22 protein-coding genes are annotated in these 23,302 nt (G+C 70.5%); 11 read left to right on the top strand and 11 right to left on the bottom strand.

Annotation, left to right across the window (positions count from 1 at the left end):
* Positions 1–80: 80 nt before the first annotated feature.
* Positions 81–1,169 (bottom strand): LCP family protein, encoded by a 1,089-nt coding sequence (locus UG56_RS24420; protein ID WP_052693265.1) that lies wholly within the window; start codon positions 1,167–1,169, stop codon positions 81–83.
* Between the two features lie 245 nt (positions 1,170–1,414).
* Between UG56_RS24420 and UG56_RS24425 the strand changes: the two genes are divergently transcribed.
* A complete protein-coding gene (locus UG56_RS24425; protein WP_143055183.1) occupies positions 1,415–2,149 on the top strand; it encodes a sensor histidine kinase in 735 nt (244 codons plus the stop codon).
* On the top strand, positions 2,136–2,810 hold the full coding sequence (locus UG56_RS24430; RefSeq protein ID WP_256206875.1) for a response regulator: 675 nt from the start codon (positions 2,136–2,138) through the stop codon (positions 2,808–2,810). The genes UG56_RS24425 and UG56_RS24430 overlap by 14 nt, the downstream gene beginning before the upstream one ends.
* 18 nt (positions 2,811–2,828) lie before the next feature.
* On the opposite strand, the gene UG56_RS24435 is transcribed toward UG56_RS24430, so the two are convergent.
* Genes UG56_RS24435 through UG56_RS24450 form a run of 4 tightly spaced genes read right to left on the bottom strand, consistent with a single transcriptional unit; the run spans position 2,829 to position 6,450 of the window.
* Positions 2,829–3,449 (bottom strand): acyltransferase, encoded by a 621-nt coding sequence (locus tag UG56_RS24435; protein WP_045547620.1) that lies wholly within the window; start codon positions 3,447–3,449, stop codon positions 2,829–2,831.
* Between the two features lie 59 nt (positions 3,450–3,508).
* The gene (locus UG56_RS24440; RefSeq protein ID WP_052693267.1) at positions 3,509–4,540 is read right to left on the bottom strand and encodes a TolB family protein; all 1,032 of its coding nucleotides are present in this window, start codon (positions 4,538–4,540) and stop codon (positions 3,509–3,511) included.
* On the bottom strand, positions 4,537–5,781 hold the full coding sequence (locus UG56_RS24445; RefSeq protein ID WP_052693269.1) for an MFS transporter: 1,245 nt from the start codon (positions 5,779–5,781) through the stop codon (positions 4,537–4,539). Before UG56_RS24445 ends, UG56_RS24440 begins: the two co-directional genes overlap by 4 nt.
* Positions 5,782–5,787: 6 nt before the next feature.
* Entirely contained in the window at positions 5,788–6,450 is a 663-nt protein-coding gene (locus UG56_RS24450; protein WP_045547621.1) for a hypothetical protein, read from the bottom strand.
* Between the two features lie 164 nt (positions 6,451–6,614).
* Here UG56_RS24450 and UG56_RS24455 point away from each other — a divergent pair, with 164 nt between their 5' ends.
* Genes UG56_RS24455 through UG56_RS24470 form a run of 4 tightly spaced genes read left to right on the top strand, consistent with a single transcriptional unit; the run spans position 6,615 to position 9,877 of the window.
* On the top strand, positions 6,615–8,186 hold the full coding sequence (locus tag UG56_RS24455) for a class I adenylate-forming enzyme family protein (RefSeq protein ID WP_256206876.1): 1,572 nt from the start codon (positions 6,615–6,617) through the stop codon (positions 8,184–8,186).
* An 8-nt stretch (positions 8,187–8,194) separates the two neighbouring features.
* A complete protein-coding gene (locus UG56_RS28550; RefSeq protein ID WP_177191548.1) occupies positions 8,195–9,052 on the top strand; it encodes an SGNH/GDSL hydrolase family protein in 858 nt (285 codons plus the stop codon).
* Positions 9,053–9,075: 23 nt separating this feature from the next.
* The gene (locus UG56_RS24465) at positions 9,076–9,495 is read left to right on the top strand and encodes a holo-ACP synthase (RefSeq protein ID WP_045547622.1); all 420 of its coding nucleotides are present in this window, start codon (positions 9,076–9,078) and stop codon (positions 9,493–9,495) included.
* The gene (locus tag UG56_RS24470) at positions 9,476–9,877 is read left to right on the top strand and encodes a VOC family protein (protein WP_045547623.1); all 402 of its coding nucleotides are present in this window, start codon (positions 9,476–9,478) and stop codon (positions 9,875–9,877) included. Before UG56_RS24465 ends, UG56_RS24470 begins: the two co-directional genes overlap by 20 nt.
* Before the next feature lie 274 nt (positions 9,878–10,151).
* On the opposite strand, the gene UG56_RS24475 is transcribed toward UG56_RS24470, so the two are convergent.
* The 6 genes from UG56_RS24475 to asnB all read right to left on the bottom strand — a co-directional run bounded on the left by UG56_RS24475 (position 10,152) and on the right by asnB (position 15,454).
* Entirely contained in the window at positions 10,152–10,484 is a 333-nt protein-coding gene (locus UG56_RS24475; RefSeq protein ID WP_045547624.1) for an ArsR/SmtB family transcription factor, read from the bottom strand.
* Between the two features lie 4 nt (positions 10,485–10,488).
* Positions 10,489–11,130, bottom strand: a complete 642-nt coding sequence (locus UG56_RS24480) for an SRPBCC family protein (protein WP_071327303.1) — start codon at positions 11,128–11,130, stop codon at positions 10,489–10,491.
* Positions 11,131–11,171: 41 nt separating this feature from the next.
* Positions 11,172–12,110 carry a hypothetical protein gene (locus UG56_RS24485; RefSeq protein WP_143055184.1) on the bottom strand — a complete coding sequence of 313 codons (939 nt, stop codon included), beginning with the start codon at positions 12,108–12,110 and terminating at the stop codon, positions 11,172–11,174.
* A complete protein-coding gene (locus tag UG56_RS24490; protein ID WP_045547626.1) occupies positions 12,103–12,330 on the bottom strand; it encodes a hypothetical protein in 228 nt (75 codons plus the stop codon). The genes UG56_RS24485 and UG56_RS24490 overlap by 8 nt, the downstream gene beginning before the upstream one ends.
* An 80-nt stretch (positions 12,331–12,410) precedes the next feature.
* Positions 12,411–13,424: an NAD(+) synthase gene (gene nadE / locus UG56_RS24495; RefSeq protein WP_256206878.1), complete on the bottom strand. Its 1,014-nt coding sequence runs from the start codon at positions 13,422–13,424 to the stop codon at positions 12,411–12,413.
* Positions 13,425–13,432: 8 nt separating this feature from the next.
* On the bottom strand, positions 13,433–15,454 hold the full coding sequence (gene asnB, locus UG56_RS24500; protein WP_045547628.1) for an asparagine synthase (glutamine-hydrolyzing): 2,022 nt from the start codon (positions 15,452–15,454) through the stop codon (positions 13,433–13,435).
* A gap of 194 nt (positions 15,455–15,648) precedes the next feature.
* Here asnB and UG56_RS24505 point away from each other — a divergent pair, with 194 nt between their 5' ends.
* The 5 genes from UG56_RS24505 (at position 15,649) to UG56_RS24525 (ending at position 23,293) form a co-directional block, all read left to right on the top strand.
* Positions 15,649–15,918 carry an acyl carrier protein gene (locus UG56_RS24505; protein WP_045547629.1) on the top strand — a complete coding sequence of 90 codons (270 nt, stop codon included), beginning with the start codon at positions 15,649–15,651 and terminating at the stop codon, positions 15,916–15,918.
* Complete coding sequence (locus tag UG56_RS24510; protein ID WP_052693273.1) at positions 15,908–16,537, top strand: serine O-acetyltransferase; 630 nt, start codon at positions 15,908–15,910, stop codon at positions 16,535–16,537. Before UG56_RS24505 ends, UG56_RS24510 begins: the two co-directional genes overlap by 11 nt.
* Positions 16,534–17,367 (top strand): glycosyltransferase, encoded by an 834-nt coding sequence (locus tag UG56_RS24515; RefSeq protein WP_218145283.1) that lies wholly within the window; start codon positions 16,534–16,536, stop codon positions 17,365–17,367. Before UG56_RS24510 ends, UG56_RS24515 begins: the two co-directional genes overlap by 4 nt.
* Before the next feature lie 19 nt (positions 17,368–17,386).
* Positions 17,387–22,141: a DUF4082 domain-containing protein gene (locus tag UG56_RS24520; protein ID WP_052693275.1), complete on the top strand. Its 4,755-nt coding sequence runs from the start codon at positions 17,387–17,389 to the stop codon at positions 22,139–22,141.
* Between the two features lie 81 nt (positions 22,142–22,222).
* The gene (locus UG56_RS24525) at positions 22,223–23,293 is read left to right on the top strand and encodes a Gfo/Idh/MocA family protein (protein ID WP_256206879.1); all 1,071 of its coding nucleotides are present in this window, start codon (positions 22,223–22,225) and stop codon (positions 23,291–23,293) included.
* Positions 23,294–23,302 lie beyond the last annotated feature (9 nt).

The following is a 23,302-nucleotide window of genomic DNA, read 5'->3' on the forward strand; positions in this document are numbered from 1 at the left end:
CCCCGCCGAGTCGGCTCGTCAGAACGAGCCGACTCGGCGAGGAATGTGGTCAGAACGAGCCGACTCGGCGGGGTTCCCGGTCAGCGGACGACGTCGGGGGTCAGCAGGTCCTGGTTGTCGTCGGTCCACTCGGCCATCCGGTCCTCACGGACCGCGCGCCACAGGTCGAGGTCGCGGGAGGGGTCGAGGCGTACGACCGACTGGTCGCCGACCATGCCGGTGCCGTCCGTGGGGACGGTGAGGTAGCTGATGTCGTCGGTGCGGAGGTTGCGGAGCGAGGCGGCGAGCTTGGCCATCTGGGTCGTCGACCACTCGTCGTCGACGGAGGCGTGCTTCGAGAAGAGGCTGAGCAGGTCGAGGACCTGGTCCGGGTTCTTGCGCAGCTCCTGGTGAAGGGTCTGCTTGAGGAGGGTGCGGAGGAAGGCCTGCTGACGGGCGACGCGGTCGAGGTCGCCGTCCTGGAGGCCGTAGCGCTGGCGTACGTAGAGGAGCGCCTGCTCGCCGTCGAGATGGTGGCGGCCGGCTTCCCAGCGGACCCCGCGGGCGGAGTCGTAGACGGTCTTCGGGATGTCGATGTCGACCCCGCCGACGGCGTCGGTGAGGGCCTTGAAACCGTCCCAGTCGATGACGGTGAGGTGGTCGATGCGTACGTCGGTCATCTTCTCGACGGTCTCGACGGTGAGGCTGGGGCCGCCGAAGGAGTAGGCCCAGTTGACCTTGCCCTTGCCATGACCCGGGATGTCGACCCAGGAGTCGCGCGGGATCGAGATCACCGAGGCGGAGCGGCGGTCGCCGTCGAGGTGGACGAGCAGCATCGTGTCCGACCGGGCCTGTCCCGGCTTCCAGCCGGGCGCCTCGGCGCCGGTGGTGGGGATGTCGGAGCGGGCGTCGGTGCCGAGGACGAGGATGTTCATCGCGTCGGCGGCCGGACCCGAGGTGGGCTTGCTGGGCCGATCGGTGAGCCCGGTGAAGGTGTCGGGCAGACGCTGGATGTTCCCCTCCACCTTCGCCTGGAGCCACAGGATCCCGGTCAGCGCGGCCGCGCAGAGCAGCAGCAGGCAGATGAGCAGCCCGATCAGCGGCTTGCGGGCACGACGCCATCCGCGCGAGGGGGTCTCGCCCGCAGGCTCGGACTGCGGCGGCACGGGCGGATGATCGAGGATGGCCACCCGAGTATGTGACCCGTCGAGCCCGGATTCAGGGGCCCAGATGCTCGCCATTCCTCAATTTCAGGCACCAGTCGGTAACGGCTGGTAACCAAAAATAGGGAGGCAATACGTCGGCTGGTGTCGCTGAGTAAAGTCACTCTGCTGTACGGCGCTGTTCACGCCGGAGCCGATGTCTCCTGGTGTTTCCAGCCGCCTGGCTGTGTCTTGGGAGGGCGCAGCTCGCAGGATGATGACCAGGGAGAACTGTGTCGAACTCAAGAGTCGGACCCGAGGAAAGAGCCCGGCTGCACGAGGCTGCCTCGGTGCTGGCCGGGGTCCGAGCGGCGACCACGCTGCTCAACTCGCCGGGCGAGATCGACGAGGAGCGACGGGCCTCGATGGCGGCGATGGTGCAGAGCGAGCTCGAGCGGCTCGAGCGGATGGTCCGCCGGCAGCAGCAGGAGGCCACTGAGCCGGTGATCGCGGAGCCGCGAGCCGGAGAGCAGCGGGCCGAGGTGATCGATCTCGACGCCGTCGTGTCCGCCATGGTCCTGGCCCACGAGGCCAAGGGCACCACGGTCGCGTGGCACCCGAGCCGGATGCTGGCGCTGGGTGACTCCGATCAGCTGACCGAGGCCCTCAACGTGCTCCTCGACAACGCCGCGGCGCACGGCAGCGGGCCGGTCCGGATCGACGTACGTGCCGCGGGGCCGGCGACCACCTCGGTCGAGATCGCGGTGACCGACCACGGACCCGGCGTCGCGCCGGAGTTGCGCCGCCGGATCTTCGCCTGGGGAGTGAGCCGGCCGGGGTCCACCGGCCAGGGCATCGGTCTCCACGCCGCGCGCGACCTGATGGAGCGCCAGGGCGGCTACCTCGAGCTGGCCGAGACCGGCGAGCGTACGACCTTCGTCCTCGGCATCCCGATGCTCGGGTGCATCGACGGGGCCGGCGAGCACGACAGCTCGACCCGGGGAGGTCGCAGTGGTGTCGCCGCGTAAGAGGGTGAAGGTGGTCATCGTCGAGGACCACACCCTCTTCGCGGAGTCGCTCGAGCTGGCCCTCACCTTCGAGGGCTACGACGCCCACCGTGTCGACCTGCCGGAGGAGCCGCCGTCGGAGGCCAAGCTCACCTCGCTGATCATGCGCTCCCAGCCACGCATCGTGCTGCTCGACCTCGATCTGGGACAGCACGGCTCGGGCGTACGTCTCATCGCGCCGCTCGCCAGGGCCGGTGCCGACGTGGTCGTGGTGACGGGCTCCACCGACGAGACCCGCTGGGGCCACGCCCTGCACGCGGGGGCCCGGACGGTGCTCTCCAAGACGGTGCCGCTGGGCGAGATCCTGGGCACCGTACGCAGGCTCAACTACGGCCTCAGCGTGCTCGACGTCGACGACCGTGAGCGCCTGATCCGGGCATGGGTGGGCCAGGAGCAGGGCAGAATCGAGATCCGGCGCCGGCTCGCCCAGCTCTCACCGAAGGAGTCGCAGGTGCTCGAGCACCTCATGGACGGCCTCACCGTCGGCGACATCGCCAAGCTCCGCGTCGTCTCGGAGGCGACCGTGCGCACCCAGGTGAAGTCGATCCTCGCCAAGCTCGGCGTCTCCTCCCAGATCGCGGCGGTCAGCATCGCCCACAAGGCCGAGTGGCGGGCCGCCTGAACCTGCGGCGGGCGGACCTCAGGACGCGACGAGGCCGTCGTCCTCGTTGCTGCTGCGCCGGACGTAGAGCGTGCCGGTCTGCGGGCAGCGCCAGGCGTCCCCCTGGGCGACCAGCGGTGCGCCGGCGTGCCCGACCCAGCCCACCCGCCGAGCCGGCACCCCGACGACCAGCGCATGGTCCGGTACGTCCCGGGTGACCACGGCGCCCGCCGCGACCATCGCCCAGGCGCCGATCGTCACCGGCGCGACGCAGACGGCACGGGCCCCGATGCTGGCGCCGGTGCGTACGGTCACGCCGACGGCCTCCCAGTCGTCGCCGTCCTTGAGGGTGCCGTCCGGGTTGACGGCGCGGGGCAGGTAGTCGTTGGTGAAGACCACCGCCGGCCCGACGAAGGCACCGTCCTCGAGGACGGCCGGCTCGTAGACCAGCGCGTGGTTCTGGATCTTGCAGCGGTCTCCGACGACGACCCCGGGACCGACGTACGCCCCGCGGCCGATGATGCACTCGCTGCCGACGCGGGCGTGCTCGCGGACCTGGGCCAGGTGCCAGACGAGGGTCCCGGCGCCGATCACGGCGCGTTCGTCGACGTCCGCGCTGGGCTCGATCCGGGGCGCGGCATGGGTCTCCTCCAGGGTCATGTCCTCAGCAAAGCGCGACCGGGAAACCCGCGGCGGAGGCCGGGAGCGGCGTACCCGATTCAGCGTAGGACCGCGGGAGAGGCCGCCTCCGGGACCAGCACGCGAGGGGTCGCGGTGGGCTCGGTGTCGAGGGACCAGACGTCGCTGACCGGCTCGTCCTCGCGCTCGAGGCCGTAGAGGACGGTGTCGTCGTCGAGCCACTCGATCTGGTCGTCGATGCTGTGGGTCTCGCCGGCGAGCACGGTCCGTCTCCCGGTGGCGAGGTCGAGGACCGCGGGCGTCCACCGGGTGCCGTCCTTGTCGGCCTCCTTGAACGCGATCCGGGTGCCGTCGGGGGAGAGCGAGGGGCACTCGACGTGGTCGGCGATCGTGGTCAGGGAGCGCTCGGCGAGGTCCCCGCGGGCCAGATAGGTCCGGCCGCCGGTGGCCACGGTCGCATAGAAGGTGCGGTCGTCGGCGGCGAAGGTGACGCCCCAGACGTTGCGGTCGGCCGGCGCGACCCGGCGGCCGTCGACGACCAGCCGGAACTTCTCCAGGTCGCCGTAGCTCGCCCCGCCGATCCGGCGGACGACGGTGCGCGTCGAGAACCCGCTGACCATGTAGGAGTCGCCGTTGACGAACACGGTGGAGGAGACCAGCCGCCCGTCCGGCGAGATCCGGGTGCGGCTGGGCAGGCCAGGCAGGTCGACCCCGTCGACCTCGCGCCAGCGCGCGCCCGGGGTCGAGGTCGCCAGGTCGGTCGCGCGGTAGCGGGTCACCACACCCCGCTCGGTCGTCAGGCACGAGACCGAGCCGGCCCGGGCGTAGACCCGGTCGCAGCTCAGGTCCGTGAGCGCCCGGGGGCCGCCGGGGTCGGCCAGCGCCACGGCACCGACATGGCCGTAGTCGGCGTCGCGTCCGGTGTGCCGGAAGAGGATCCGTGGCCCCTCCTCGACCTGCGTGAGCGAGGTGGTCGTGGCGTCGGTCGCGCGGGACGTACGCCGGTCGTTCTCGGCGATCGCGGAGAGGGCGTACGCCGTCACGCCGGCCGTGACGAGGACGACGATCGCGCCGAAGACGGTGGTGCGCTGCTTGACCCAGGCCGTCTTCACCGCGCCGCCCTCCGGAGCACCGCGAACCCGGCCGGGATCGCCGCGAGCAGCGCCACGCAGACGGCGAGCATCGCGACCCGGGGGCCGACGGCGTACCAGAGGAGGCCGAAGCCGGTCGCCGCGACCAGCCGGGCCACCGCGACGGCGGTCTGGGCGGTGGCGATGCCGCTGGCGCGTACGGTCTCGGGGACCAGCTGCCCGGCCACCGCGGCCAGGGTGCCGTCGGTCGCGGCGTAGAAGACGCCGAGGAGGAGGACGGCGGCGCAGGTCGTCCAGAGCGCGCCGGAGCCGCTGGCCGCGCACAGATAGGCGGCCGCGAGCGGGAGGTGGCCGAGGACGAGCACCGTGGCGCGCCCGGCGCGGTCCGCGAGCCGGCCCATCGGTACGGCCAGGGTGAGGTAGGCGAGATTGGTGCCGACGTAGAGGACCGGGAACCACTGTGCCGCGAAGCCGCCGGTGTCGAGCAGTGCCAGGTAGACGAAGCCGTCGCCGATGGTGAGCAGGGCGAGCACGCCGGAGACGCCGGTCAGGCGGAGGAGGCCGGGGGTGAGCGCGGTGCGCCAACGCAACGTGGGGCGCGGTTCCCGGTGGGGAGCGGTCCGGCGGACGGCCCCGGTGCGGAACGGCACGAAGCAGGCCATCGTGGCCACCCCGAGCACCGCGAAGCCGAGCGAGACGACCAGGACGGTGTCGTAGCCGTCGGCGATCCGCCACAGGATCACGAACGCGAGCAGCGGCCCGAGCGTCGCCCCGATCGTGTCCAGCGCCCGGTGGACGCCGAAGCTGCGGCCGAGGTGCGCCGGGTCGCTGGAGGCGGCGATCATCGCGTCACGCGGAGCGGTGCGTACGCCCTTGCCGACCCGGTCCAGCGAGATCGCCGCCGAGATCGTCCCGAAGCCGCCGGCGAAGAGCAGCCCGAGCCGCGCGACCGCGCTCATCGCGTAGCCCGCCAGGGCCACCGGCTGCGGCCGGTCGGTGCGGTCGGCGGCCCACCCGGCCGCGATCCGCACCAGCGAGGAGACGCCCTGGTAGAGGCCGTCGACGAGCCCGTACGCCACCGGCGAGAGCCCCACCACCGCGGTCAGGTAGAGCGGCAGGATCGCCGAGACGGACTCCGAGGAGATGTCGGTCAGCAGGCTGACGATGCCGAGGGTGATGACCGTCCGGGAGACCCGCCCCCCGGATCGCCGCGCCTCGGCGCCGGTGCTGGTGGCGGGACGGTCGCTGAGAGAGAGGTACACCGGCGCTCAGGTCTTCGTGCGGAGGACGGAGTAGAGGCTGAAGTCGACGCTGCGGCGGCCGGTGCGGGTGACCGTGACGCTCACGGTCTCCTCGCCGCGGCGCAGCGACAGCGCCGGGGTGTTCTCCACCGAGGTGGTCGTGACCTCCTCGAAGCCGTGCTGGGCGAGCTGGGTCCGGAAGTGACGCAGTACGTCACAGGGCCGCCGGCAGCTCGCGGTCAGCGCCACCTGGAGCACGCCCTTGGTGGGCGTGACGCTGGAGACGTCCACGCTGGTCCGGGCCGGCGGCTCCAGGGCCTCCGGGTAGCCGGCCACCAGGGCGCCCTTGCGGACCGCCTGCTTCGGCAGCGGCTCCGAGATCAGCGCCGCCTGCTTCGTACGCGGCTTCGCGGTGAGCCCGGGCAGGCCCGACTCGGTCGGGGTCGAGGCCGCCTCCGGCAGCGCCTCGGTCGCCGGCTCGGGATCCGACTTCTTGCCGGACCCTGACCCGCCGCCCGATCCCGGGCTCGCGTCGGCTCCCGGTGAGCCCGACCGGGACGACGAGGCGCCTGCCGGATCCCCGCCGTCCGCGCCGGAGGAGGAGTCGGCGAAGCGTCCGGGCACCCAGAAGATCGTGACGCCGACGAGCACGCCGAGCAGCACGAGAAGGGCGAGGCGCTTGAGGTTCACGGGACCAGTCGACGCGCAGCGGAGCCGGGTCGCGAGCGATGGCCGGGCCGCGTACTCAATTTCAGGCAGCCTTCCGCGACCCCCACGGCCCGTCGAGGTGTGCCGTGCGACGTTGCCGTTGCCGGGAACGGTCCCGGCCGTAGCATCCCGGGGGACGGGCCACGTTGAACACCGCCGACTTTCTTCTCGAGCTAGCGCCCGAGGATTCGATCGCGCTCGCCGAGGCGGGTCGCGAGTACACCTTCGAGGAGCTGCGAGCCAGCGTGTCCGTGCTCACCGGGCGGATATCCGCGCTCGGTCTGACGCCGGGCACGCCGGTCGGGATCATGGCGCCCAACGGGCTGTTCTGGGTCTCGGCCTATCTCGCCGCGCTCCGGATGGGACTGGTCGTGGTGCCGTTCGCGGTCACGCTGCCGACCGAGGAGGTCGTGGCCCGGGTGCGATGGGTCGGGGCTGACGCGCTGCTGGTCGGACGCGCCCAGGCCGAGGCGCTGCGGCTGAGCCTGCCCAGGAGTCTTCCGGTCGTCGTGGAGCGCAAGGAGCGGCTGGTCCCGAAGCCGCGGTCGGCGCCGGTCGAGCTGCCCGAGACGGTCGACGTCGACCCGGACCAGGACGCGCTCTACATGTTCACCTCCGGCACCACCGGCGACCCGCGCGCGGTGCGGCTCACCCACCGCAACATCCAGGCGAACACGACCTCGATCCTCGGCTACCTCGACATCACGCGGGAGGACCGGATGCTGGTCGTGCTGCCGTTCACCTACGTCTTCGGGCTCTCGCTCCTGCACACCCATCTGCGTGCCGGCGCCGCGATGATCATCCAGCCGACGTTCGTCTTCCCGCAGGCGGTGGTGGATCGGATGGTGTCCGCGCGCTGCACCGGCTTCGCCGGGGTGCCGTCGACCTTCGGGATGCTGCTGCGCAGCAGCACCTTCGGCTCCACGGCGGTGCCGTCGCTGCGGACGATCCAGCAGGCCGGTGGCCGGCTCGCGCCGGCGCTGGTCGAGCAGATGGCGCACGCACAGCCACAGGCGAAGGTCTTCGTGATGTACGGCGCGACCGAGGCGACCGCCCGGCTCTCCTACCTTCCGCCCGAGGAGCTCGAGCGGCGACCGGGATCGATCGGCCGGGGCATCCCGGGCGTCGACCTGCGCGTGCTCGACCGCGACGGGGTGCACGTCCAGCCCGGCGAGGTCGGCGAGATCTGGGCCAGCGGCGCGAACATCTCGCCCGGCTACCTCGACGACCCCGAGGCGACGGCCCGCAAGATGCCCGGCGGGATGCTGCGTACGGGAGACCTGGCGAAGGTCGACGAGGACGGCTACATCTACGTGGTCGACCGGGTCGAGGACTTCATCAAGTCGTGGGGGCACCGGATCGCCAGCCAGGACGTCGAGGCCGCGGCGCTCTATCTGCCGGACGTGGTCGCCGCCGCCGCGGTCGGGGTCCCCGACGAGGCCGCCGGCGAACGGGTCGAGCTGGTGGTGGTGCGGCGGCGCGGGTCGCTGCTGCGTGGCGCGGACGTCATCGCACACTGTCGCGAGCGGCTCTCGAAGCACATGGTTCCCGAGGTGGTCCGCTTCGTCGAGGCGCTGCCGATGAACGCGAACGGCAAGGTCATCAAGCGTGACGTACGAGCGATGTGCCTGCGGCTGGCGCAGGAGCCGGGCGCGGGTCAGGGCGACGACGTCGATGATGCCGACGATGCCGGCTGCGAAGGGGTCAAGGTGGGGTGAGGATGTCGGTGAGGAACGTCCCCAGGTCGGTGAAGCTGCTGGCCGGGGTGTGGTCGGGGGTGCTGGTCGTCGCATTCGCGCTGGCCGGAGCATGGTTGCTGAGGAGTCCAGGGATGAACGACCAGGTCGCGATCGCGAAGCCGTCCGAGTCGGAGCTGCGGGTCGCGGGAGAGACCACGGTGCTCTTCGGGCACCAGTCGGTGGGGATGAACATCCTCGACGGGGTCTCGAAGGTGTACGCCGACGCCTCGGTGTCCGCACCCGCCATCGCCGACGTCTCGGGTGGATCCCTGGCACCGGACGCCGAGCAGGCGACCTTCCGCCACGCCTACGTCGGGGTGAACGAGGACCCGATGAGCAAGTTCGCCGCGTTCGCGGACGTGATGGACAGCTCGGCCGGCAAGGACGTCGACGTGGCGCTGATGAAGCTCTGCTACGTCGACATCACCGCGGCCACCGACGTCCAGGCGGTCTTCGACGCCTATGTGTCGATGATGGCGAAGGTGGAGGCGGCGCATCCGGACGTACGTTTCCTCTACACGACCGCGCCGCTCACCGCCGACCGCAACTGGAAGTCCAAGGTGAAGGCGGTCCTGGGTCGTGACGACCAGATGGGGCCGGCCGACAACATCGCCCGCGAGCGCTACAACGCGATGATCCGGGAGAAGTACGGCGCCACCGGCCGCCTCGTCGACATCGCCGCCGTCGAGGCCGAGGGCACCGGGGAGCGCAGCCACGACGGCAGCACCTACTACGTGCTCAACGAGAACCTGACCTTCGACCGCGGTCATCTCAACGAGACCGGCTCGGAGGCCGTCGCCGCCGAGCTGCTCAAGATGGTGGCGACCCACAGTCCGGTCGCCTGAGGACGAAGGGCGATGGGTGGGCGATGAGCCTGCAGGGGGTCGGGATCGACGTCGCCGACATCCGGCGCTTCGCGCGGCTCCTGGCGATGCGCGGCTCCGGGTTCGCGGTGCGCTGGTTCACCGACGCCGAGATCGCCCAGTGCATGGCCGCGACGACCCCCGCCACGGCCTTCGCGATGAGGTACGCCGCCAAGGAGGCCGTGTGGAAGGCGCTCGGTCCCGGCGAATGGTCCGGGCCGCTGCCGTGGCGCGGGATCACCGTCCTCGAGGATGCTCCCGGGTCGCTCGCGGTCAGCCTCGACGGCCCTGCGGCCGAGCTCGCGGCCCTGGCCGGTGTCACCTCGGTCCGCGTCGCCACCGTTCCCGGGCCCCGGATGGCCATCGCCACCGCGGTCGCCGAGGGCGACCCGCTGCGAGGTGAGAATGCCCGACCTTCGACTTGACCACGTCGGCATCCAGGTCCGCGACCTGTTCCGCACCGCCGAGGCCTTCGAACGGCTCTTCGGCTACCGCCGCGTCACGGACCCGGTCGTCAACACCCGCCACGGGGTCCGCGGGATCTTCCTGGAGAAGTCCGGCTCACTGCCCATCAAGCTCATCACCCCGGTGACTCCGGGGCCGCATGCGTACGGTCTCCACCATCTGGCCTTCATGGCTCCTGATCTCGAGGCCACTCTGGTCGAGCTCCGGGTCGCTGGGGCTCGTACGCTCAGTCCTCCGCAGCCCGGTGAGATGTTCGACGACGAGCTCATCGCGTTCGTACGGGCTGCGGGGATCAACGTCGAGCTGATCACCACTGATCGGCGGCGGGGTCGGATCGACTGAACGGGTCCCGCCCGTCGGGCCTGACGATCCCGCCGCCGACTGGTCGCAGATCCCGCTGAACCCGTCCGCCGCGATGCCCCACGAGCGTTCTGGCCAGCTCTCTCGACTCCACGCTCGCCGTTTCCCCGCTGACAGGGACACTTCCCCACTCCTGTGGAGGTTCACCACGCTCCGGAGGATGGGGAACCTCCCTGTACGTGGGGAACTCTTCGGATCAGCCCCAATCCCGCGCCCAACTGAATCCGCTGCGGCCAACATCAGGTCCCCGGCGACATCACTCCGAAGAGCGCTCCCTCCGCCCACGCCTGATCTCCGTGTCGAGAGCGTCCAGGTGTTGGGTCCAGAAGCGGCGGAACTGGTTGAGCCAGGCGTCGACCTCGGCCATGGGGCCGGTGTCGAGGGAGTAGATGCGGCGGGTGCCGTCGGGGCGTACGTTGGCGAAGCCGTGCTCGCGCAGGACCTTGAGCTGCATGGAGACTGCGGGCTGGCGGATGCCGAACTCGGCCGAGATGGTCTCGACGACCTCGCCGGAGGTGAGGTCGCCGGTGGCGAGGAGCTCGAGGATGCGGCGGCGTACGGGATCGCCGAGGACGTCGAAGGCGTGCAAGCGGCTACTCCGGGAAGGCGGTGTAGGCGGCGACGCAGCGCTCGCCGGCGGCGCGGGCCTGCTCGGGGAAGGTGCCGAAGGCGATGTCGGCCTCGACCCAGGCGGCGGCGGAGCCCTGGGTGTGCTCGATCATCGCGGGCAGGACGTCGGGGGACATCGGGTCGATCTTCTCGGCGTCGGGGGCGGCGAGATGGAGGGCGAGGCCGAGCAGCATCTGCTCCCAGCCGATGCCGACGGCGCTGGGGCCGAACTCCTTCCACTGCTCCGGCGGGACGGGGGCGGAGTGCTCGAGGCGGAGCAGCGTACGGCCGCCGGCCGCGGTCAGGGTCGCGTCGACCCACGACCTCATGTCGCCGTAGTCCCAGGTGATCGAGAGCAGCTTCGGGCGGTCGCAGGCGAGGATCTCGCCACCGGCGTTGCCCTCGAGCTGGTAGCGTCCGCCGACCTCGAAGTCGCCGGTGACCGGCATCAGCCAGCGCGGGATGCGCTCCTTGGTGGTCAGGGCGTCCCAGACCTCGTCCGGGTCGGCGTCGTAGCTGCGTTCGACGACGAGCATGCGCAGCTCCTCACCACCGCGCGTCGTCGTGGTGAGCGCGCGGTTCACGGCGCCTAGGTGGTCGGCAGGGATGAAGGGTGGTGTGCTCATGCCTGCCGACGTTATATCAGCGATTCTTGATATTCAACCGCCTAACCGACGGGCAGGTGAGCCTCGGGCCCGACGAACCGGAACGCGATCTGGAGCTTCTTCAGACCCTTGGGATCCGGCGTGGTCTTCGCGCCGGTTCCACCGGACTGGATCTCGAACTTCTTCCAGGCGGCGAGGGTGGCGCTGTCCACGATGCCGTTGACCACGAGGTTCGCGCCGGCCTTGGCGTTGAGCGCCTTCTGGATCCAGCCCACGCCGTTGGTGCGGATCCGCTTGCCCTTGCGGAGGCCCGCGGCGATCTGGAACTGCTGCTGGATGATCGCCAGGTTCGACTTGGTGTCCTTCGGCGTCCAGGCGGGCTTGGCCTTCGACCTGGCGAACGCCGCATAGTCGAAGATCGTCTTCTCGATGTGGGTGGGGTGCCAGGCCTCGTCGGTGTTCGCGCCGTGCATGCCCTTGAGGCCGAACGCGTGATGGTAGTAGTCCTCCAGCTGCGAGCTGGTGACCAGCGACCCGAAGAGGGTCGAGCCGCCGTCGACGAACTTGCCCACGGTGACCCCGAGGTCGCGGAAGTCGTCGCTCCGGACCACCCCGGACTGCGGCGGCAGGGTGAACCCGTGGATGTGGTGGCCGAACGTCGGCGGGAACCGGTACCAGCAGGCGTACCCGTTGGCCCGCAGCCACTTCTCCTGCGTCCTCCAGTTCACACCCGGGATGTGCAGGTCGGTGCAGGCGTCGTGGTCGTGGGTGCCCGCGGAGGCAGGCACGGTGGTGTTGAACGGGGCCTGGATGACGACGATCCTGGTCCCGAACTTCATCTGCGCAGCGGCGTCGATCGCGCACAGGTGCGCGATGGTCCGAGCCGACCCCTTGACCTGCTTGCCGCCCGAGGTCAGTCGTGACCACAGCACCAGGTCGGTCTGCCTCGGGGGCTTGCTCCAGTCGACCAGCTTGCCGTCGAGGGTGAGCATCTCACTCATAGATCAGGTCCTCCGGAAGATCCTCGGCAGGGATCATCGCGTCGGTGCCTGCGGTCTCCGCAGCCTCGCCGTCCTCGGTGTCCTCGTCGAAGGTGTTGATATCGGTGACGGCCTCGTCGATGTCGATCTCGGGTGCGTCGATCATCGCTTTGGCTTCGGCGTCGGAGAGACCGAGCGACAGGTCTACGATCTCACCGGGTTCGGGTGTGGTGTCGGACATGGAACCTCCTGATGTTGGTGGGGACATGCCACCTTTCAGGATGTTCCGACGGCCCCGCGGTGAGAAGCGGTCACGGAGATCTACCCAGGACTGGCGATCTCGGCGACCGCCTCGACGAGCATCGGAGCGGCGTGGAGGTAGGCGGTCGTACGCCGCTTCTGCTCGATGTCGTGGTAGACGCGCTCGACCTGCTCGACGGTGAGCCCGGTGGCCTCGGCGACGGCTCCGGTCGGGATCCCGTTGTTGAGGCCGTAGAGGCACAGGTCCATGCGCTGGTAGGGCAGCGAGAAGTAGAACTCCTCCTGCGACTGCTCCAGCGAGTAGGTGTCGGTGGTGGAGGGACGCGCCTGGATCTCCGCAGGGACGCCGAGGTGGGCGGCCATCGCATAGACCTGCGACTTGTAGAGGTGCGCGATCGGCTTCACGTCGGCGGCGCCGTCGCCGAGCTTCACGAAGAAGCCCTGGTCGTACTCGAGCCGGTTGGGGGTGCCGGCGACGGCGTAGTTGAGGCGGTCGGCGTGGAAGTACTCCAGCGCCTTGCGGGCACGCTGCTTGAAGTTCGTCGCCGCGACGATCTCGAGGTAGGCCTCGGTCGTCAGGCGGTGGGTGCTCTGGTTGCCGTGCGGGTCCTCGACGACGACCGAGAAGAGCCGGAACGCGTCGGAGTCGACCACGCTGGGCAGCACGATCTTCGACTTCCACCCCGGGCCGTACGCCGGGACGACCCGCCGGATCGCGTCGTCGCGCCGCTGGTAGGCGCCGAGGCCGACCAGCACTGGCGAGATGTCCTCGAGCACCGAGTCGATGCCCAGGGAGTCGGTCAGCTTCGTGCTGAACCCGATGGTGTCCTCGGACGACTCCTGCTCGGGCATGTGCAGCGCGAAGACCCGGTCCCGGCCGAGCGCCTTGACCGCCAGCGCGGCGACCACGCTCGAGTCGATCCCGCCGGAGACCCCGACGACGATGCCCTTGCGTTTGTTGGCCACCAGGTAGCGGCGGATCGCGTCGCCGATCCGGATCGCCTCCGCCTCCTCGTCGAAGCGGAGCGTATCCAGTCCGTACGCCGTGGCTGGTCTCGTTACTGGGGTGGTCACTGTGTTGTTCATGGCTGGGCTGAGGTCCTTCCGGTGGGCTCGAGAGTGGTGTCGAAGACGGTGAGTGGTTCCGGCGGCGCGGCCGCCCGGGCAGCCGGGCCGGAGAGCAGCTCGCTGTGCAGCAGCTGGGTGGACAGGACGGCCACCAGGCGCATGTTGTCGGTGTTGCCGAGACCGCGGCCCCCGGTGCGCCGGGCCTTCTCCAGCAGCCGCTGGACGAGCTCCGGCCGGAAGACCCCGGCGGCCTCCAGGGCGGAGGCCGTGGTGACGTCGGCGACCCAGTCCGGGGTGCCACCGGCGAAGAAGGCGGCCGCGTCCGGCGCCCGGTAGGGCTGCTTGGGCCGGCGCAGGATCTCCTCGGGCACCAGGTCGGCGAAGGCCCGCTTGAGCAGGTGCTTCTCGTCCAGGCCGTGGATCTTGTGCCCGGCCGGGACCCGGCCGGCGAGCTCGGCGACGTGCGGGTCGAGGAACGGGAAGCGGCCCTCGACCGAGTTGCCCATCAGCATCCGGTCGCCCTGGGAGGCCAGGATGTAGCCGGGCAGCAGGGTCGTCATCTCCAGCCACTGCGCCCGCGCGACCGGGTCCCACGAGGTCGCGGAGGCGGGCATCGCGGCGACGACCCCGTCGGCCGCACCACCGCCGAGCTCCCTGATCTCGGGCCGCAGCATCGACCCGAGGACGGCGGTGGAGTCCCACCGCGGCCGGTGCGACATGGCCAGGTCGTCGGGCGAGAGGTTGCGGGAGAAGAAGCTCCGCGCGAACGCCGGCGCCTGGTTGGGGGAGCGGTGCATCCACGGGTAGAGCTGCTCCACCGCCGCCTCGGCAGCCGCCGGGTCGCGCAGCCACAGGTCGCGGATCTTGGCCTCGCGGAAGATGTCGTAGCCACCGAGCACCTCGTCGGCGCCCTCGCCGGTGACCACCACCTTGAAGCCGGCCTCCCGCACCAGCCGGGAGAGCAGGAACATCGGCGCCGGGGCGGTCCGCAGCAGCGGCGACTCGGCGTGACGTACGACCTCGGGGAAGATGTCGGCGATGTCCCGCTCACGGACCACGACGTCGTGGTGGACGGTGCCGAGGCGTTCGGCCATCAGGCCCTGGAAGCCGCCCTCGTCGAACTCGGCATCGGCGAACCGCAGCGAGAACGTGTGCAGCGGGGTCGAGCTGCTGCGGATGGCGGCGATCGCGCCGGCAGTGACCGCGGAGTCGATCCCGCCGGAGAGGTACGCCGCGACCGGCACGTCGCTGCGCTCGAACCGCAGCCGGGTGGCCGCCATCAGGGTCGTACGCAGCGCCTCGGTGTTCGCCTCCAGGTCGGTGAGCTCCTCGGCCCCTGCCGGTGGGAACGACGGCGCCCAGTAGCGGTGCTCGACCTCCCGGCCTTCCCGGAAGGTGAGGTAGGAGCCCGGCGGCACCTGCGAGATCTCCCGGAAGACGGTGCGCGGCGCGACCGCCGACCACAGCGTCAGCACCTGGTCCAGCCCGGCGGGGTCCAGCTCGCGCGGGACGTCGGGGGAGGCGTACAGAGCCTTCACCTCGGAGGCGAAGAGCAGCTGTCCGGCGACGCGGGTGTAGAAGAGCGGACGGACGCCGAAGCGGTCGCGGGAGAGGACCAGCGAGCGCGTGCGACGGTCCCAGACCGCCAGCGCCCACTGGCCGTTGAACCGCTCGAAGCAGGCCGGCCCCCACTCCTCCCAGGCGTGCACGATGACCTCGGTGTCCGAGCGGGTGTCGAAGACGTGGCCGCGCGAGCGGAGCTCGGCAGCCAGCTCGACGTGGTTGAAGATCTCGCCGTTGAACGTGACCCAGACCTGCTCAGCTGCTCCCGACGAAAAGCAGGAGCGGCCGGTCATCGGCTGGGTGCCGCCGGCCGTGTCCACGATCGCCAGCCGGGTGTGGCCGAGCGCGACCTGCTCGTCGCGGTAGTAGCCGCTGCCGTCGGGGCCACGGTGGGCGAGGGCCGCCAGCATGTCCCGGATGAGGGCAGGCTCAGGCGTCTCGGTGCTGCTCAGCACCCCACAGATCCCGCACATGGCGCTCCTCGATCGATCCCGGACGGTGGTCGAAGGTTTGCTCGCGCCGGCATACCAGGGCGCCGGGATCGGCCCGTTTATCACCCAATGTCGGCATCTCCGGGCCTGATTTCGGCTCTCGACCCCCTCCGGCTGACAGAACGGGAGGCATTCCTCATAACCGTTCACAGGCCGTTGACAAGCAGGGAGATGTGATGGCGGACGTACAGCGCACGATCGAAGGCTTCATCCTGGACAGCCTGCTGCTGGGTGACGAGACCCGGCTGCCCGGGCCGTCGGAGTCGCTGGTCGAGTCGGGCGTGATCGACTCGACCGGGATCCTGGAGCTCATCGAGTTCCTCGAGGCGGAGTTCGAGATCTCCGTCGACGAGGCCGAGACCGTGCCCGAGAACCTCGACGGCGTCGCCAACCTGGTGGCGTACGTCGCCCGGAAGACGTCAGAGGCACAGAGCCTTGCTAGTTGACGGAGCCCGGAACACAGGCGACTTCGCGGTCGACCTGGCCAAGATGTACGCGATCGTCCTGGACGGTCCGCGTACGTCGTGGCTGTCCAGGCTGCGGTTCTGGCTCTTCGACTACGAGCTGCACTGCGTGGCGGCCTATCGCTTCGGACGCTGGGCGACCCGGCTGCGCGCTCGCAACCGGGTCCTCGGCGTGCTCGCGCTGGGCCTCTACTGGTTCTGGAACCGGCGCACCATCCGCGTCCACCACGCCGACCTCTTCCGGCGCGCCGACATCGGGCCCGGGCTGCTGCTCATGCACCGCTCGGGCATCATCGTCGGCCCGGCCACGATCGGCAGCAACTGCGTGCTCCACCAGAACGTGACGATCGGCCAGCGCATCGCCGACGGCGACCTCGGCGTGCCCACGATCGGCGACGACGTCTGGATCGGCCCCGGCGCGGTGATCTCGGGCGCGATCACGGTCGGTGACGGCTGCACCATCTCCGCCGGGACGGTGCTGTCGAAGGACGTCCCGCCCCGCAGCCTCGTCGGCGGCAACCCCGGCCGGGTCATCGCCAAGGACTACGACAACAGCAACATGATCAACTTCGTGGTCCCCAACGGGGTGGGACCGTCGTGATCGCGAGCGTCGTGGTGCCGGCGCACGACGAGGCCGGCGGGCTGTCGGAGAACCTGACGGCCCTGCTCGACGGCATCCCCTACGGGGCCGTCGACGTCGTGGTCGTGTGCAACGGCTGCACCGACGACACCGCCGCGATGGCGCGGACCGTCCCGGGCGTACGCGTCCTGGAGATCGCCGAGGCCTCCAAGGCGCGCGCGGTCGAGGTGGGCAACCTCGCCGCCCATACGTTCCCGCGGCTCCACCTCGATGCCGACGTACGCCTCACCGGCACCGACCTGCTCCGGCTGATCGACGCGCTGGACGAGGACGGTGTGCTGGCGGTCGCGCCCGAGCGGAGGGTGCCGCTGGCGTCGTCGTCCTGGCCGGTCCGCGCCTACTACCGGGTGTGGCAGGCCCTCCCGAGCGTACGCAGCGGCCTGTTCGGCCGCGGCGCCTTCTGCCTCACCGCCGAAGGTCAGGCGAGGGTCGCCGCCGCCGGGAACGGCCTGCTGAACGACGACCTGGTCGCCTCGGAGCTGTTCACGCCCGACGAGCGCCGTGTCGTCGCCGACGCGACCGTGGTCGTGCGGCCGCCGCGTACGGTGAAAGACCTGGTCAGACGCCGGATCCGCGTCGCGACCGGCAACGCTCAAGCCGATGACCACGGCGCGAGGAACGGATCCACCTCACTCTCGGACCTGCTTGCCCTCGGGCTGCGTCAACCGTCGATCGGACTCCGGGTTCCGGTCTTCCTGACAGTCACCCTCGTCGCCCGGATGCTCTCCCGCAGAGCTGTCCGGACCGGCGATTACACCACCTGGTTGCGCGACGAGAGCTCGCGAGCCTGATCCGAGAAGGAGCACGACTGTGAAGCTGCGTACGGGACTGGCCGCGTTGCTCGGAGTTGTTCTTGTCACCCCTGTCCTCTCGCTGGTCACCGCGTCCAGCGCCAGCGCCGACCCGTGCGGCCCGGAGGGCAATGCGATCGCCTGTGAGAACAGCAAACCCGGTAATCCATCGAGCGAATGGGGCATCACCGGCGCCGGCGACAGCTCGATCCAGGGATTCGCGACCGACATCAGCGTCAACGCGGGCAACCGGATCGACTTCAAGATCGACACCAACGCCTCGGCGTACGCGATCACGATCTACCGGATGGGCTGGTACGGCGGTGACGGTGCCCGCCGGATCACCTCGGTGACCCCGTCGGCGAACCTGCCGCAGAGCCAGCCCAACTGCTATCGCGACACCACCACCGAGATCACCGACTGCGGGAACTGGGCGGTCTCGGCCTCCTGGAACGTGCCGGCGACCGCGGTCTCGGGCGTCTACATCGCCAAGCTGGACCGCCCCGACACCAACGAGTCGAGCCACATCACCTTCATCGTCCGCGACGACGACAGCCACTCCGACGTCGTCTTCCAGACCTCCGACACCACCTGGCAGGCCTACAACTCCTACGGCGGCTCGAGCTTCTACGTCGGCGGCGGCAACGGACGGGCCTACAAGCTGAGCTACAACCGTCCGTTCGCGACCCGCTCCGGTGGCACCTCCCACGACTTCTTCTTCGCCAACGAGTACCCGGCGGTGCGGTTCCTGGAGCGCAACGGCTACGACATCAGCTACATCTCCGGGGTCGACACCGACCGCCGCGGCTCGCTGCTCACCAACCACAAGACGTTCCTCAGCGTCGGTCACGACGAGTACTGGAGCGGGCAGCAGCGCGCCAACGTCGAGGCCGCGCGCGACGCCGGCGTGAACCTGCAGTTCCTCAGCGGCAACGAGGTCTACTGGCGGACCCGCTACGAGGCGTCGAAGGACGGCACCAACACGCCCTACCGGACCCTGGTGACCTACAAGGAGTCCTGGGCACAGGCCAAGATCGACCCCAGCGCGGAGTCGACCGGCACCTGGCGCGACCCGCGCTACGCGCCGAAGTCGCAGGGCGGTGGCAAGCCGGAGAACGCGCTGACCGGCACCATCTTCATGTCCAACCTGACCGACCTGCCGGTGACGGTGAAGAAGTCGCAAGGTGGGCTGCGGCTGTGGCGCAACACCGGCCTGGCCGCGATGACCGCGGACTCGACCGCACTGGCGCCGCACACCGTCGGCTACGAGTCCGACGAGGAGCAGGACAACGGGTTCCGGCCACCCGGGACGATCCGGATGTCGGAGACGACCGGGTTCATCCCCGGGCAGTACATGCGCGACTTCGGCCGGATCACGGGTGACGGCACCACGACCCACTCGCTCACGCTCTACCGGGCGGCCAGCGGAGCGCTGGTCTTCGGCGCCGGGTCGGTCCAGTGGACCTGGGGCCTCGACTCCGAGCACGACAACCCCTACCACGACGAGACCGCCGACAAGCGGATGCAGCAGGCCCAGGTGAACCTCCTGGCCGACATGGGCGCCCAGCCGACCACGCTGATGACCGGCCTGACCGCGGCCACCAAGTCGACCGACACGACCGGACCGACGGTCGCCATCACCTCGCCCGCCGCCGGCTCGACGCAGCCCAACGGGACCAAGGTGACGCTCACCGGTACCGCCGTCGACACGGGTGGCGGCGTGGTCGCCGGCGTGGAGTACTCGCTCGACGACGGCACCTCGTGGCATCCCGCCACCGGGACGACCGCCTGGTCGGTGACGTACGTCCAGCCCGGGGTCGGCAGCACCCCGGTGCGGGTCCGCGCCGTCGACGACAGTGCCAACATCGGCGCCTCGGTGACCAGGAGCTTCGCGGTCACCTGCCCGTGCAGCATCCTCGGCCAGCGGGACGTGCCGACGACCTGGAACGCCGTCACCAGCCCGGCGACCCCTTCGGCCGACGACAACGGCGCCGCCGAGCTCGGCCTGCGCTTCACCCCGCAGGCCGACGGGTACGTCGCGGGCGTCCGCTTCTTCAAGGGCGCCGGCAACACCGGCACCCACGTGGGCTCCCTGTGGAGCAGCAGCGGCGAGCGGCTGGCCCAGGTCACCTTCACCAACGAGTCCAGCGGCGGCTGGCAGTCGGCGACGTTCAGCCAGCCGGTCGCCGTCGCCGCGGGGGCGAGGTACACCGTCTCCTACACGGCTCCGGCCGGGCACTACGCGGTGGCGCCGTGGGCGTTCGCGGCGCAGGGGTTCCAGGCGTACCCGTTCGAGGTCGAGGGCGGCTACGGTGCCGCGCCAGCCGGGGTCTATGCGGGAGCGGGACAGTTCCCGGCGAGCTCCTACCAGAACCCCAACTACTTCGTGGACGTGCTGTACACGACCACCGACAACTCCCCGCTGACCGCCACCAACCAGTGGCCGCTGGCCGGCTCCTCCTCGGTGCCGCGCAACACGACCGTGAGCGCCAGGTTCACCAAGCCGGTGGTCGCCTCGACCGTCGGGCTGCGACTGACCGACTCCGTCGGCAACGTGGTGGCCGGCTCGACGGCCTACGACTCGACGACCAGGACGGTGACGTTCACGCCGTCGGCCGACCTGGCCGGGTTCGTCACCTACACCGCCACGCTCTCGGGCGAGGACAGCGGTGGGACGGCGGTCTCGACCGGCAAGACCTGGTCGTTCCGTACGGCCAAGCCGCCGGCCGCGGCAGGAGTCTGCCCGTGCTCGCTCTATGACGAGGACGCCACACCGGCGGTCCTCCAGGACCCGGAGAACGCGCAGCTGACCCTGGGCGTCAGGTTCCGTGCCGACGTCGCCGGCACCGTCACCGGGGTGAAGTTCTACAAGGGCGTCAACAACGCCGCCCCGCACACCGGCACCCTGTGGTCGGCCAACGGGACCGTGCTCGCGCAGGGCACGTTCGCCGACGAGTCGACCAGCGGCTGGCAGACGCTGACCTTCACGCAGCCGGTGCAGATCCAGGCGAACACCGACTACATCGCCTCCTACCGCACCAACGGCTACTACTCGGCCACCCCGAACGCCTTCGCCTCGGCCGACCTGTCGAAGCCGCCGCTGCGGGTGACCTCGACGGCAGGGGCGTACGCCTATGGCACCGGGTTCCCGGCGGCGACCTCGCCCTCGAGCTACATGGTCGACGTCGTCTTCGAGAAGGGTGCACCGACGCTGACGATGACCTCGCGCAGCCCGGTCCCCGGGGCGGTCGAGGTGCCGCGCGCGTCCAACGTGGTGGCGTCGTTCTCCTCCGCGCTCAGCTCCGGCTACTCGGTGTCGGCGACCTCGGGGGGCCAGGCGATCCAGGGCACGACGACGCTCGGCAACTCCGGGACGACGCTGACCTTCGACCCGACCTCCCTGCTGCCCGCGGCCGCGGATGTGACGGTCACGATCAGTGGGATCACCTCGACCGAGGGGGCCAGCATGCCGACACAGAGCTGGACGTTCCGGACCAGGTCGGCGGAGACACCGGACAAGCAGACGCTCTTCGGTGACGTGGTGCCGGCGGTCGAGGCCCAGGACGACAGCTCACCGGTCGAGGTCGGGACGGTGTTCAGTCCCACCCGCGACGGGCGGGTGACCGCGATCCGGTTCTACAAGGGAGCCGGCAACGGGGGCACCCATGTCGGGTCGCTGTGGAACACGGCCGGTCAGCGGCTCGCCCAGGTGACCTTCGCCAACGAGACCGCCACCGGCTGGCAGCAGGCCACGCTGTCCAGTCCGGTCGCGGTGCAGGCAGGGGTGTCGTACATCGTCTCCTACCTGGCTTCGCAGGGGCACTACGCGACCACGTCGGGCTTCTTCTCGACCGCCTACTCCTCCGGGGACCTGACCGCCCCGGCGGGCGACAACGGGCGCTATCTCTATGGTGCCGCGGGCGGGTTCCCGCAGTACACGTACGGGTCGACGAACTACTTCGCCGACGTCCTGTTCGAGCGGTCGACCCCGACGATCTCGGTCACCGACCGGAACCCGAGCGCGGGCCAGATCGACGTGGCGACCTCGGCCATCCCGTCGATCACGTTCTCGACCGGGATCGCGAGCGGCTGGAGCATGGCGGTCACCGCCAACGGGTCCGCGGTGGCGGGTTCGGCGACGCTGAGCAGCGACGGACGTACGCTGCGCTTCACCCCGTCGGCGGCGCTGCCGTCCGGGGCGACGGTGTCGGTGACCGTCTCGGGGGTGGTCTCGACCGACGGGGCGAGCCTGCCCACGCAGACGTGGTCGTTCACCACGGTCGCCCCCACCGCGACGGAGGTCTCGCTGTTCACCGGTGTCACGCCACAGAACGCCTCGACGCTCGATCTGATGCCGATCGAGGTCGGCACCGCCTTCCGGACGTCCGTGGCCGGCTCGGTGACCGCGATCCGGTTCTACAAGGGCAGCGGCAACACCGGCACCCACGTGGGGTCGCTGTGGAGCCCGACCGGCACCCGGATCGCCCAGGTGACCTTCACCAACGAGACCGCGACCGGCTGGCAGCAGGCCACGCTGGCGACACCGGTCGCGCTCACACCGGGATCGACCTACATCGTGTCCTACTACGCGCCGAACGGGCGCTACTCCTCCACGCCCGCCGCCCTCACGCAGAACTGGACGGCCGGCCCGCTGACGGCTCCGGGCGGAGCCAACGGACGGTATCGATACGGGACCGGAGGGGGGCTCCCGAACCGATCCTGGAACTCCACGAACTACTTCGTGGACGTGCGGTTCCGCCCGGCGTCACCGTAGTCCGGCGAAGCGGTCCCTAATTGCGGGGATAGGTGGGGCGAGGCTCTTCGGAGCCTCGCCCCACCCGATTCCATGGTCGACATGACTGATGGCGAACCGCTCGGCGTGGCAGTGGTCGGGGCCGGTTACTGGGGGCCCAACCTGGTCCGCAACTTCCGCAACGCACGGGACTGGGCGCTGGTCGCGGTGGTCGACCTGGACCTCGCCCGGGCCCAGGAGGTGATCGGCGGCGGCACCGAGGTGCTGGCCACGACCGACCTCGACGAGGTGCTCGCCCGGGAGGACGTGGACGCGGTCGCGATCGCGACCCCGGCCCGTACGCACCGGGTGCTGGTGGAGCGGGCGCTGCGGGCCGGGAAGCACGTGCTCGTCGAGAAGCCGCTGGCCGACGACGTCGAGTCGGGACGGAGCATGGTCGAGGCCGCGCGGGCCAACGGCCTGGTCCTGATGGCCGACCACACCTACTGCTACACGCCGGTGGTGCAGAAGATCCGCGAGCTGGTCGAGGACGGCTCGCTCGGCGAGATCCTGTTCGTCGACTCGGTGCGGATCAATCTCGGCCTGGTGCAGCCCGACGTCGACGTCTTCTGGGATCTGGCTCCGCACGACCTCTCCATCCTCGACTTCGTCCTGCCGGGCGGGCTGCGCCCCACCGGGGTCGCCGCGCAGGGCTCCGACCCGCTGGGTGCCGGGAAGGCATGCGTCGGCTACCTGACCCTGCCGCTCGAGGGCGGGGCGATGGCCCACGTCCACGTCAACTGGCTCAGCCCCACCAAGATCAGGCAGATGGTGATCGGCGGGAGCCGGCGTACGTTGGTCTGGGACGACCTCAACCCGCAGCAGCGGCTCAGCGTCTTCGACCGCGGCGTCGACCTCGTCCAGCAGAGCGTGGACATCGCCGACCGCGCCGCTGCGACGATCTCCTACCGGCTGGGCGACACCTGGGCGCCCGCGCTGCCCGAGTACGAGGCGCTGTCCCGGATGGTCGGCGAGTTCGCCGGCGCGATCCGGGGCGAGCGCGCACCGGTCACCGACGGGGCCGCCGGGCTCCGTGTCCTCTCCGTCCTGGAGGCGGCCCAGACCAGCCTCCGAGCCCGTGGCGCCCTCGTCGAGGTGGCCACCGAGACCCCTTCACTGGAGCTGATCCGATGACGTCGTTGA

This window comes from Nocardioides luteus, from assembly GCF_000960475.2.
Lineage (GTDB): Bacteria > Actinomycetota > Actinomycetes > Propionibacteriales > Nocardioidaceae > Nocardioides > Nocardioides luteus_A.

What these genes read in the sequence shown, in the direction of transcription:
- UG56_RS24470 (WP_045547623.1), top strand. Translation starts at nt 9,476, where the DNA reads ATGCCCGACCTTCGACTTGACCACGTCGGCATCCAGGTCCGCGACCTG.
- UG56_RS24505 (WP_045547629.1), top strand. Translation starts at nt 15,649, where the DNA reads ATGGCGGACGTACAGCGCACGATCGAAGGCTTCATCCTGGACAGCCTG.
- UG56_RS24525 (WP_256206879.1), top strand. Translation starts at nt 22,223, where the DNA reads ATGACTGATGGCGAACCGCTCGGCGTGGCAGTGGTCGGGGCCGGTTAC.
- UG56_RS24465 (WP_045547622.1), top strand. Translation starts at nt 9,076, where the DNA reads ATGAGCCTGCAGGGGGTCGGGATCGACGTCGCCGACATCCGGCGCTTC.
- asnB (WP_045547628.1), bottom strand. Translation starts at nt 15,454, where the DNA reads ATGTGCGGGATCTGTGGGGTGCTGAGCAGCACCGAGACGCCTGAGCCT.
- UG56_RS24485 (WP_143055184.1), bottom strand. Translation starts at nt 12,110, where the DNA reads ATGAGTGAGATGCTCACCCTCGACGGCAAGCTGGTCGACTGGAGCAAG.
- UG56_RS24480 (WP_071327303.1), bottom strand. Translation starts at nt 11,130, where the DNA reads ATGAGCACACCACCCTTCATCCCTGCCGACCACCTAGGCGCCGTGAAC.
- UG56_RS24435 (WP_045547620.1), bottom strand. Translation starts at nt 3,449, where the DNA reads ATGACCCTGGAGGAGACCCATGCCGCGCCCCGGATCGAGCCCAGCGCG.
- UG56_RS24490 (WP_045547626.1), bottom strand. Translation starts at nt 12,330, where the DNA reads ATGTCCGACACCACACCCGAACCCGGTGAGATCGTAGACCTGTCGCTC.